The sequence below is a fragment of the Roseburia sp. CLA-AA-H209 genome, assembly GCF_020687575.1.
GTDB lineage: Bacteria > Bacillota > Clostridia > Lachnospirales > Lachnospiraceae > Roseburia_C > Roseburia_C amylophila.
Window position 1 is genome coordinate 21,786 of record NZ_JAJEQU010000011.1, and the last position, 11,301, is coordinate 33,086.

At 41.1% G+C, this 11,301-nt stretch carries 10 protein-coding genes; 9 read left to right on the plus strand and 1 reads right to left on the minus strand.

Annotated features, from left to right (window positions below; genetic code table 11):
* The first annotated feature begins 57 nt into the window (after window positions 1-57).
* The 9 genes from LKD41_RS10790 to LKD41_RS10830 all read left to right on the plus strand — a co-directional run bounded on the left by LKD41_RS10790 (window position 58) and on the right by LKD41_RS10830 (window position 9,459).
* On the plus strand, window positions 58-744 hold the full coding sequence (locus tag LKD41_RS10790) for a response regulator transcription factor (RefSeq protein ID WP_022242424.1): 687 nt from the start codon (window positions 58-60) through the stop codon (window positions 742-744).
* 22 nt (window positions 745-766) lie between these two features.
* Window positions 767-2,305 (plus strand): sensor histidine kinase, encoded by a 1,539-nt coding sequence (locus LKD41_RS10795; RefSeq protein WP_227701169.1) that lies wholly within the window; start codon window positions 767-769, stop codon window positions 2,303-2,305.
* A gap of 51 nt (window positions 2,306-2,356) precedes the next feature.
* Window positions 2,357-3,070, plus strand: a complete 714-nt coding sequence (locus LKD41_RS10800) for a DUF4352 domain-containing protein (protein ID WP_227701170.1) — start codon at window positions 2,357-2,359, stop codon at window positions 3,068-3,070.
* Window positions 3,071-3,181: 111 nt separating this feature from the next.
* Window positions 3,182-4,087, plus strand: coding sequence for a chemotaxis protein (locus LKD41_RS10805; RefSeq protein ID WP_022242427.1), 906 nt, complete (start codon window positions 3,182-3,184; stop codon window positions 4,085-4,087).
* A 135-nt stretch (window positions 4,088-4,222) separates the two neighbouring features.
* On the plus strand, window positions 4,223-5,794 hold the full coding sequence (locus LKD41_RS10810) for a hypothetical protein (RefSeq protein ID WP_022242428.1): 1,572 nt from the start codon (window positions 4,223-4,225) through the stop codon (window positions 5,792-5,794).
* Between the two features lie 9 nt (window positions 5,795-5,803).
* Window positions 5,804-6,424 (plus strand): imidazole glycerol phosphate synthase subunit HisH, encoded by a 621-nt coding sequence (hisH, locus tag LKD41_RS10815; protein ID WP_022242429.1) that lies wholly within the window; start codon window positions 5,804-5,806, stop codon window positions 6,422-6,424.
* Window positions 6,424-7,185, plus strand: coding sequence for an imidazole glycerol phosphate synthase subunit HisF (gene hisF / locus LKD41_RS10820; RefSeq protein ID WP_022242430.1), 762 nt, complete (start codon window positions 6,424-6,426; stop codon window positions 7,183-7,185). The genes hisH and hisF overlap by 1 nt, the downstream gene beginning before the upstream one ends.
* Before the next feature lie 4 nt (window positions 7,186-7,189).
* The gene (locus tag LKD41_RS10825) at window positions 7,190-7,867 is read left to right on the plus strand and encodes a uracil-DNA glycosylase (RefSeq protein ID WP_227701171.1); all 678 of its coding nucleotides are present in this window, start codon (window positions 7,190-7,192) and stop codon (window positions 7,865-7,867) included.
* Between the two features lie 821 nt (window positions 7,868-8,688).
* A complete protein-coding gene (locus LKD41_RS10830) occupies window positions 8,689-9,459 on the plus strand; it encodes a flagellar filament capping protein FliD (protein WP_227701172.1) in 771 nt (256 codons plus the stop codon).
* Window positions 9,460-9,623: 164 nt separating this feature from the next.
* Here the strand turns inward: LKD41_RS10830 and LKD41_RS10835 are convergent, their stop codons facing one another.
* The gene (locus tag LKD41_RS10835; protein ID WP_227701173.1) at window positions 9,624-11,264 is read right to left on the minus strand and encodes an ABC-F family ATP-binding cassette domain-containing protein; all 1,641 of its coding nucleotides are present in this window, start codon (window positions 11,262-11,264) and stop codon (window positions 9,624-9,626) included.
* Window positions 11,265-11,301: the final 37 nt, after the last annotated feature.

Consider the following 11,301-nt stretch of genomic DNA (forward strand, 5'->3'; position numbering starts at 1 on the left):
ACACAAATTTGACATATTTATCCGTTAAACTATAGAAAAAAGAAGAGGGAAGCAAATATGGAAAAACGTAAAATTCTGGTGGTAGACGATGAAAGCCGTATGCGTAAGCTGGTGCGGGATTTCCTAGTAAAACAGAACTTTGAAGTGTTAGAGGCAGGAGACGGAGAAGAAGCCTTAGATGTATTTTATAAAAATAAAGATATTGCATTGATTATTCTGGATGTTATGATGCCGAAGATGAACGGCTGGGATGTATGCCGGGAAATCAGGGAAAGTTCCAAGACACCGATTATCATGCTGACAGCCAAGAGTGAAGAAAGTGATGAGCTTTTGGGATTTGAACTTGGTGTGGATGAATATATCAGTAAACCATTCAGCCCGAAGATCCTGGTGGCAAGGGTAGAGGCAATTTTGCGGAGAACCGGCAATTATACGGAAGATGATGTGCTGGAAGTAGGTGGCATTGTAATGGACAAGGCTGCCCACATGGTAACAATTGACGGCAAAAATATTGATTTGAGCTATAAAGAATTTGAGCTTCTGGCATATTTCATGGAGAATAAGGGAATTGCTTTATCCCGTGAGAAAATTCTGAATCATGTATGGAATTATGATTATTTCGGTGATGCCAGAACCATCGATACCCATGTGAAAAAGCTGCGCAGCAAGATGGGCGAAAAAGGGGATTATATCAAGACAATCTGGGGTATGGGCTATAAGCTGGACATTGATGCACCGCAATAGAATGTGATAAGGTGGAAGATATATGGCAAAGAATAAGAAAAAACAGCATTCCATTACAACGCAGATTACATTGACTATCGTTGGATTAGTGGCCGGCACGGTATTACTGTGCTGGCTTCTTAATGTTACCCTGCTGGAAGGCTATTATACCCGCTATAAACAGGAAGTGCTGGAAAATGGGTTTCAGCAGATAAATGCGGCCAGTGAACAGGGAATCTTAAATACATCAGATTATGATATAGATTTTGAAAAAATCTGTTCCAATGGTAACCTGACGATTTTAATTATTACATCCGATGGTACAGTAGTGCGTTCTTCTACCAATGGTGTGGAAAATCTCAGGATGCAGTTTATGGAAATTATCATGGCAAGTGTGCAGAATGATGATATGCATCTTAATATGAAAGTACTGAAAGCAACCGACAATTATGTCATGGGAGAAAAAGAGGATACCAGACTGGAGTCGGATTATCTGATTCTCTGGGGAACCCTGGCAGATGGTAATCTTTTGCTGGCGAGAACTCCGTTGGAAAGTATCAAGGAAAGTGCGCAGGTGTCTAATCGTCTGCTGATGGATGTAGGAGTTGTTGCGGTAATAGTGAGTGGTATTATCATTTTTTTTGTTACCCGCCGTATTACTAACCCAATTCTGCGGCTTACAGATATATCCAAGAAAATGGCAGAATTCGACTTTGATGCGAAGTATGAGGTCAAGGGAGATAATGAGATTGAACAGTTGGGCGAGCATATGAATCAGCTATCGGAAATCTTAGAGCGGACCATATCGGAATTAAAGAGTGCCAATAATGAATTGAAGATAGATATCGAAAAGAAGGAACAGATTGACGAGATGAGAAAAGATTTCCTGTCAAATGTTTCACATGAGTTAAAGACACCGCTGGCACTGATTCAGGGTTATGCAGAAGGCTTACAGGAATGTGTGCAGGACGATCCGGAGAGCAGAAATTTCTATTGTGAGGTCATTACAGATGAAGCAGAGAAGATGAACCGCATGGTAAAGAAACTTCTTACTTTGAATCAGCTGGAATTTGGGAATGATGCTATTGTGATGGAACGGTTTGATATCACCGAACTGATACGTGGAGTAACTGCCAGTAATGCCATTATCTTAGAACAGAAGGGAGCTATTCTGGAATTTGACGAGCAGCCGCTTTTTGTATGGGCGGATGAATTTAAGATAGAAGAAGTTATAACCAATTATCTGAGCAATGCAATCAACCATTTGGAAGGTGAAAACCGGATTAAAATTTCTTATAAATGTAAGCAGGATGTAGTAAGAGTCAGCGTGTTTAATACAGGAAAGCCGATTCCGGAAGAAGACATTGATAATATCTGGATTAAATTCTATAAGGTAGATAAAGCAAGAACCAGAGCTTATGGAGGCAGCGGAATTGGTCTGTCCATTGTAAAAGCAATTATGGATTCCATGCATCAGCAGTGCGGAGTCATTAACCATGAGGATGGTGTGGAATTCTGGATAGAATTAGACACCAGCAATTGCGATGATAACGAGGAAGAATGTGAAATAACTATTGCCTGAAAGCCGGAAAAATGCTAACATAGGAATAGATTGATAAGTTAAGGAGTGCCTATGAGGGACAGAAAGATAAAAACAACGGCATGTGTGCTGTTGGCTGCGTTATTATTAGGTGGATGCGGAGAGCAGCCGATTGAATTAACGGAGCAGGAAGAACAGACAATTGTAGATTATGCAGCACATGTAGTATCAAAGTATAATATAAAGCGGCAGGATGGAATTGTAAGACTATCGAAGAGTGAAGAGACAACAGAGACTGCAGATACCGAGGCTGTGGAACAGCCGGATTCCACTGAGCAGATGTCATCAGAAGGTGGAGATGCAACAGGAACTCCGGAGAATGCGGCATCGGACAACAGTGTGTCCTTAAACGATGCAGTAGCAATACCGGGTATTGATACGCAGTACACCGGTGCGGAATTTGCAACAGTTTATCAGCAGAATTCATCCTATATGGTAGAGCCGGATGCCGGAAATAAATACCTGGTTTTACATTTTCATTTAGAGAATGCTGGAACGGAAGCAGTAGCTTGTGATATGTTAAGCCGCAAGGTGTCATTCCGCGTGACGTTAAATGACAGCGTGGAAGCTGTTGCACAGGTCACAATTCTGTTAAATGACTTTGGAACATATCAGGGAACTATTGAAGCAGGAAGTGGTACAGATACGGTTTTACTCTTTGAGGTGCCGGAAAGTACACCGGAAGATTTGAGTAAAATCTCTCTGGAAGTAGTCGAAAACACGGTACATAAGACCTGTAATCTATAAAATGGTAAAAATATCTAGAGAATTGTAAAAAAACGGTGCATTTTTATGTGATATTATGTTATAATTCGAAATAGAAATATTCTAAGAAATGACCTTGGGAGGAAAACATAAATGGAGACAAATATTCTGTTAGAAAATGGTACGAACGAACTGGAAGTGCTGGAGTTTACTTTAGGGGATAATCATTACGGAATTAACGTAGCGAAGATTCGTGAGATTTTATCCTATCAGCCGGTAACCCCGGTACCAAATGCACATCCGAGTGTGGAAGGAATCTTTATGCCACGAGATACCATGCTGACGGTAATCAGCCTGAGAAGATGCCTTGGTATGCAGGATGAAGAAGGAAAAGGTTTGTTTATTATCACAAACTTTAATAAATTAAATATTGCATTCCATGTAGATCAGGTTATTGGAATTCATCGTGTCTCCTGGTCAGAGATTATCAAACCGGATGCAACAATTAATGTCCAGGACAAGGGTGTATCAACCGGAGTCATTAAACTGGATGGACAGTTGATTGTTATTCTTGACTTTGAAAAAATTATTTCTGATATCAGCCCGGAAACAGGACTTAAGGTATCTGATGTAGAGCATCTGGAAAATCGTAACCGTAATGATTCCCCGATTATGATCGCAGAGGATTCCCCATTATTAAGTAAATTGATTACAGATTGTCTGAAGAAAGCAGGTTATACCAACCTGAATGTCAATACGAACGGACAGGAAGCATGGGACAAGCTTTGTGCTTATGAGAAAGCCGGCAATGTAAAAGATAAAGTACATTGTATTATTACAGATATCGAGATGCCATTGATGGACGGACACCGGTTAACAAAACTGGTAAAAGAGAACGATAACATGCATGATATTCCGGTAATCATTTTCTCTTCCCTGGTAAATGATGAAATGAGAAGAAAAGGTGAATCACTCGGAGCAGACGCCCAATTGACTAAACCGGAGATTGGAAGTCTGGTACAGGCTATCGACAGACTGATTGACCAGACTGGAAAGTAAGGAAAGAACGCAGACAAAGGGGTGTGATGTTACATCACATCCCTTTCCTTTACGCTGTCCGGCATCTGCTGGGAGATGTTGTGGCAGACCCTGTAAGCAGATATACAGGCAACTTGGATACATGGAGGTATAAATTTGAGTAAGAGTGAAGATTATCTGGACGATTTGCTGAATTCAGTTTCAGATGCTAACAGAAGAAATAATAAGAAGGATATCGAGAATCTGATTCAATCAATGAATGAAGAAGCTGCAAAGCCAAGAGAACGGGAGAAAAAGCCGGTGGAAAAGAAGCACGAGGACTACTCCGGCACAGGATTCCAGCGTGAATTTGAACAGGAGCTGGCAACAGGAGCAGCAGATGATTTCCTGCAGGAATTCGAAATGGAATTAGACGAAGAGGCATCAAATCAGGCAGATATTGATGTCAATGAAGACAAGACATCCGATGTCGAGAAAGCTTCGGAGTCAATCTCATCAGGAACCACAGATATGGCAACAGATGGGTCTGCAGCATCAGATATGATGGAAGATGTGAATGATATCATGGATGCGGTCCGGAAGAAGGTTGGAGATTCCGGAGAGGAAGAACACCCGGATACGTCGAAAACACCGGAAGATGATGCTTCCGGGGAAGAAGAGACGCTGGGCTTCTTTGATACGCTGGATGAAGATTCGGCGGCGGAGATACCGGAAGCATCAAAGACAGAATCTGAGGAAGAGGAACCGCTTCTTTCAGAAGATGATGATGCCATTAATCTTATGGATATGTTATCCGGAGATGCTGACTTATCCGATATCGGCGATTTGCTGAAAGCAGATGAAAATGGAGAAGAATTAGAGCATTCAGAAGATGAGGACAGTGAGGTCCAGGATGAATTTGAACGCCTTGGAAGTATCGAAGAATTAAAGGATTTAAAGGAAGCAAAGGAAAAGAGAAAAAAACAGGGATTCTTCAGTAAAATTATGTCCGCTTTATTTGGACCGGATGAAGAAGAGGATGATACAAAGATTGCAGAAGATGACAGCCTTGGCAGCATTTCATTCGAAAATAGAGAAATCTTAAAAGAGATGGATGCAGACGAGGGAGCCGGTAAGAAGGGCAAGAAAGAGAAAAAAGAAAAGAAGGAAAAGGCGAAGAAGGAGAAGGCACCAAAGGTAAAGAAAGAGAAGCCTCCAAAAGAAATAGACCGTACGCCGCCTCTTCCAAAGAAGCCGGTTATTCTGATTTTTATTATGGCACTTTCCATTCTTATTTTGATTTTGCTGGGAAGCTCCAATTTGCAGTATGGACAGGACATGCAGCAGGCAAAGGATGATTTTGCAAGCGGCTCCTATGTAACAGCATTCCAGACCATAGCTGGTTCTTCTGTAAAGGGAAAAGACGAGAATTTCTATAAGAAGGCACAGGTGCTGGCTTCCATACAGAGAGAATATCAGTCTTATGAGAGCTTAAGCGGAATCAATGAAAACGAGATGGCTTTAGACGCACTGATTCGTGGATATGGCAGATGCGTAGATGGCGCAGACCTGGCTCAGGAATATGAGATAACAGACGAAATGGCAGGACTGAAGAATCAGATTTTGCAGCAGTTATCAGACCATTTTGGTGTATCGGAGGAAAAGGCAGCAGAATTGCATGCGATGACAAAGAGAACAGATTATACAAAGGCAATTCAGGGGATACTTGCAGCAGCAGGACTGGAATAGGAGAACATTATGATAGCAATTATTGACTATGATGCAGGAAACTTAAAGAGTGTGGAAAAAGCATTAGCATATCTGGGTGAGGAAAGCGTAATTACAAGAGATTTTCATACCATTGAACAGGCAGATAAGGTGATTTTACCGGGCGTTGGTTCTTTTGGTGTGGCAATGGATAATCTGAAACGCTATGAACTGGACAAGGTCATCCATGAAGTCTGTGAAAGAAAAGTGCCATTCCTTGGAATCTGCCTCGGACTTCAGTTAATGTTTGAAGGAAGCGAAGAGTCAGAAGGAGTAGAGGGACTTGGGCTTTTAGAGGGAAAAATTGTGCGAATCCCGGATACTTATGGGCTGAAAATTCCGCATATCGGTTGGAATTCCCTGCATTTACAGAATAATGGAAGACTGTTTCAGAATGTGCCGATGGATGCCTATGTATATTTCGTGCATTCTTATTATTTACAGGCAAAGCATGAAGAAATTGTAAAAGCAACTACGGAATATGGAGTCACTATTCATGCATCTGTGGAGCAGGACAACATCTTTGCCTGCCAGTTCCACCCGGAGAAGAGCAGCTCCGTTGGACTGAAGATACTTAAGAACTTTGCGTCATTACAGGGAGGTGTGAAATAATGTTTACCAAGAGAATTATTCCATGTCTGGATGTCAATGATGGAAGAGTTGTAAAAGGTGTGAACTTTGTGAATTTAAGAGATGCCGGTGACCCAGTGGAAATTGCGGCAGCATATGATAAAGCCGGAGCAGATGAAGTGGTATTTCTAGATATTACAGCATCTTCGGATAACCGTAATACAGTAGTAGATATGGTAAGACGTGTAGCGGAAAATGTATTTATTCCATTTACCGTAGGCGGAGGAATCCGCTGTGTAGAAGATTTTAAAGTGCTGCTTAGGGAAGGTGCGGACAAGATTTCCATTAATTCTTCTGCAATTAATACACCACAGTTAATCAGTGATGCGGCAGACAAATTCGGAAGTCAGTGTGTGGTTGTTGCTATTGATGCGAGAAGAAGAGAAGATGGCAGCGGCTGGAACATTTATAAAAATGGCGGAAGAATTGATGTAGGTATTGATGCGGTAGAATGGGCAATGAAAGTCGAGAAGCTTGGAGCCGGAGAAATTCTTTTGACCAGTATGGACTGTGATGGCACGAAAGCCGGTTACGATTTGGAACTGACCAGACAGATTGCAGAAAATGTATCTATTCCGGTCATTGCTTCCGGTGGAGCCGGAACGAAAGAGCATTTCTATGAAGCTTTGACAGAAGGTAAAGCAGATGCAGCACTAGCAGCATCATTATTCCATTATAAAGAACTTGAAATTATGGACCTTAAGAATTATCTTGCAGGTCGCGGGGTATCAGTAAGGAGATAAAACTATGGCAATGATTACCAATGACTGGCTGGACAGTGTATCTGCCGAGTTTAAAAAGCCATATTACAGAGATTTATATGATTTTGTAAAAAAAGAATACAGCACCCATGTGGTATATCCACCGGCAGATGATATCTTTAATGCCTTGCACTTGACACCGCTTTCAGAAGTAAAGGTGCTGATTTTGGGACAGGATCCATACCATAATGAACATCAGGCACATGGTCTTAGTTTTTCCGTACTGCCGGATCAGAAAGAGATTCCACCATCTTTACAGAACATCTATAAAGAACTACAGGATGACCTTGGCTGCTATATCCCTGACAATGGTTATCTGGAAAAATGGGCAAAGCAGGGTGTATTATTATTGAACACGGTTCTGACCGTCCGTGCACATCAGGCGAACTCCCATCAGGGCAAAGGATGGGAGCATTTTACGGATGCCATTATCCAGGCGGTCAATGCCCAGGATCGACCAGTTGTCTATATGCTGTGGGGCAGACCGGCACAGAGCAAAATTCCGATGCTTACCAATCCGAAGCATCTGATATTAAAAGCACCTCATCCAAGCCCGCTTTCGGCATACCGTGGTTTCTTCGGATGCAAACATTTCTCACAGGCGAATGCATTTTTAGAAGAGCATGGAGTGGCATCGATAGACTGGCAGATTGAGAATTTGTAGGATGGATTTTAATGTTGACTTGATACCAATAATGTTGAATAACAAAGCATTGCAGGATTTAACAGGTTTCTATGTCAGGCATAAAATACCGCAGTTCTAAATCACATATTTTTCTTTTTACAATATAAAGTGTCTTTCCAATGTTTGACAAACTATCCGCACGGTTCGTCAAAAGGACGGATGTATGACACAATTTATTAGGGGCACTTAGAATTTCGTATTGCAACCGGCAACGCCGGCACAGGATGTGCCGGCGAGGTGCAATCTGAACATGGATGTGAATTTGCACCGGTTGCCGGGCAAAACACAATATGTTTCGAAATTCTTAGTGCCCCTTATAAATCTTGTGTAACATCCGTCTTTGGCGGACAGTGCGGATAGTCAGTCAAAGCAACGGAAAGACATTTTGTAATCAAGAAAAATATGTGCTAAGAACTGCAGGTATTTCATGTCGAATCAACATAGAACCCCATGAAATCCTGTTATTCTTCGAATTGCCAACATGGTATCCAGCCAACATAAAAAATTATTCCTAAAATGAGGAGTGCCCCGACATCTTTCGGATGCCGAGGCTATTATGAAAAAATATATCTAAAAACATGAGTTTCTTTTGATGGTTCTATAGTATGCTATAAATATGACAAAACTATGAACAAACCATAAAAACTTTGTGAAAAGTTACAATAGATGAAAAAAATCACATAAAAAGTTGTGAATTTTACACAATATTGCAATCCTGTGCCTAAAATGCTATAATAGCCTTAACAATAGGCAGACGTGGGACAAGGATGTTACACATCAGATATCAAAGGAGTGATTATATGATAGGCATTTCAAATTATGATTCAAATTCAATTAACACATTGTTTTCCGGATTATCAAATGGAAGCAGAACTTCAAACAGCGGTTTGTTAGGAATTAATATTGCTGATTATTCTGCAATTCGTACCGGTTCCTATTTTAAACTGATGAAGGCATATTATGGTGGAAATGATTCTGCCAGCAAGATTGTAGAGACAAACAAGAAGACTTCAACGTCTACTGCAAAGGATGATACTAAGACATTAGCAAAAATTGAAGATGCTGCGGAAGAGTTGAAGGGTGCATCCGATGCTTTACTGGATAAGACCAAGAAGTCTGTATTTAACAAAGTAACAACAACCGATGCAAAGGGTAATACCACAACAGATTATGATAAAGACGCAATTTATAAGAAAGTAAGTGCTTTCGTAGACAGCTACAATAACCTGCTGAAGAAATCAGAAGATTCCAATACCAATGGAATTCTCAATGCAGTTTCTTCCATGGTTCGGACTACGGATTCCAATGAAAAGTTACTTTCTAAGGTTGGAATTACCGTTGGTGTAGATAACAAACTCAGTATTGATGAGGATACTTTTAAGAAGGCAAATATGTCTTTGGTAAAATCTTTGTTCAATGGAAATGGTTCCTATGGATATCAGGTATCTGCAAAAGCATCTTTAGCAGATTATTATGCAGAACGGGAAGCATCCAAGGGCAATACATATGGTAATACAGGTACATATACCTACAATTATAATACCGGCGAGATTTATAATACGACAACCTAAGTGACCGGTTAATAATTATGATTCGCATAATGACGGTGTAAATGTCAGGTATAAATAATATATGCAAATAGCAAGAAACGTGTGTTACAGGAAAGCAATTTTCGGTAAAGCAAAAAAGCAGGTGTTCCGATTGGAACACCTGCTTTCTATCTTAAAAGCTATTTTTAGTTATCCTTCTCGTCTTCTTCACTCATGGAGTAAACCTGACGTTTTCTTGCCATTTCATCACTTTCTAAGTATTCATCGTAAGTGGTAATCTTATCAATGAGTCCGCCATTTGGAAGAAGCTCCATAATGCGGTTGGCAGTGGTCTGTGTGAACTGGTGGTCACGGGAAGCGAAGAGTACAACACCCGGAAATTTAATCAGACCGTTGTTTAATGCGGTAATGGACTCCATGTCTAAGTGGTCGGTAGGCTCATCTAAGATTAAGACATTGGAAGCCTGAATCATCATACGGGAGAGCAGTACACGCACTTTTTCTCCTCCGGAAAGGACTCTCATTTTCTTCATGCCATCTTCACCGGCGAAAAGCATTCTTCCTAAGAAACCACGTACATAAGTAGCATCTTTGATCTCGGAATACTGGGTCAGCCAGTCTGTGATAACAAGGTCAGTATCAAAGATTTCGGTATTGTCCTTCGGAAAATAGGACTGGGAAGTCGTAACACCCCATTTGTAAGTTCCTTCGTCCGGCTCCATTTCACCGGCAAGAATTTTAAAGAGGGTAGTCTTGGCAAGCTCGTTGCTTCCGACAAAAGCTACTTTATCATCATGTCCTAAGATAAAGGATACATTGTCTAATACTTTTACGCCATCGATAGTTTTGCTTAGCCCCTCTACGGTAAGAACCTCATTACCGATTTCACGCTGTGGTCGGAAATCAATGTAAGGATATTTACGGCTGGAAGGTTTGATTTCATCCAGCTCGATTTTCTCAAGGGCACGTTTTCTGGAAGTTGCCTGTTTGGATTTGGAAGCATTCGCAGAGAAACGGGAAATGAACTCCTGTAACTCTTTAATCTTTTCTTCCTTCTTTTTATTGGCTTCTTTCATCTGCTTAACAAGAAGCTGGCTGGACTCATACCAGAAATCGTAGTTACCGGCATATAACTGAATCTTGCCATAATCGATATCGGCAATATGAGTACATACCTTATTTAAGAAGTAACGGTCGTGGGATACGACGATTACAGTGTTGTTAAAGTTGATTAAGAATTCTTCCAGCCATGCAATGGCATCTAAGTCTAAGTGGTTGGTCGGCTCGTCTAAGAGCAGAATGTCTGGATTACCGAATAATGCCTGGGCTAAGAGCACCTTAACCTTGGTAGCACCCGGAAGGTCACGCATAGTGGTGTAGTGGTCTTCTGTCGGGATGCCAAGACCATTTAATAACATGGCAGCATCGGATTCTGCATTCCAGCCGTCCATTTCAGCAAATTCGCCTTCCAGTTCACTGGCACGGATACCATCTTCATCGGAAAAATCCTCTTTTGCATAGATAGCATCCTTCTCCTTCATGATATCATAGAGACGTTTGTTTCCCATGATAACGGTATCTAAAACGGAGTACTCATCATATTTGAAGTGGTCCTGCTGCAGGAAGGAAAGACGTTGTCCCGGTGTAATAACCACATCGCCGCTGGTGGAGTCTAATTGTCCGGATAAAATCTTTAAGAAAGTAGATTTACCGGCACCATTGGCACCAATCAGACCGTAGCAGTTGCCTTCCGTGAATTTAATATTTACATCTTCAAACAAGGCTTTCTTCCCGATTCGTAAAGTTACATTGTTTGCACTTATCATAATCAAATCTCCTGACTCTTTGAATTTACGGTGCTTT

Coding starts and splice junctions, on each gene's coding strand:
- LKD41_RS10830 (WP_227701172.1), top strand. CDS start 8,689: ATGATAGGCATTTCAAATTATGATTCAAATTCAATTAACACATTGTTT.
- LKD41_RS10835 (WP_227701173.1), bottom strand. CDS start 11,264: ATGATAAGTGCAAACAATGTAACTTTACGAATCGGGAAGAAAGCCTTG.
- LKD41_RS10800 (WP_227701170.1), top strand. CDS start 2,357: ATGAGGGACAGAAAGATAAAAACAACGGCATGTGTGCTGTTGGCTGCG.
- LKD41_RS10790 (WP_022242424.1), top strand. CDS start 58: ATGGAAAAACGTAAAATTCTGGTGGTAGACGATGAAAGCCGTATGCGT.
- LKD41_RS10825 (WP_227701171.1), top strand. CDS start 7,190: ATGGCAATGATTACCAATGACTGGCTGGACAGTGTATCTGCCGAGTTT.
- hisH (WP_022242429.1), top strand. CDS start 5,804: ATGATAGCAATTATTGACTATGATGCAGGAAACTTAAAGAGTGTGGAA.
- LKD41_RS10805 (WP_022242427.1), top strand. CDS start 3,182: ATGGAGACAAATATTCTGTTAGAAAATGGTACGAACGAACTGGAAGTG.
- hisF (WP_022242430.1), top strand. CDS start 6,424: ATGTTTACCAAGAGAATTATTCCATGTCTGGATGTCAATGATGGAAGA.
- LKD41_RS10795 (WP_227701169.1), top strand. CDS start 767: ATGGCAAAGAATAAGAAAAAACAGCATTCCATTACAACGCAGATTACA.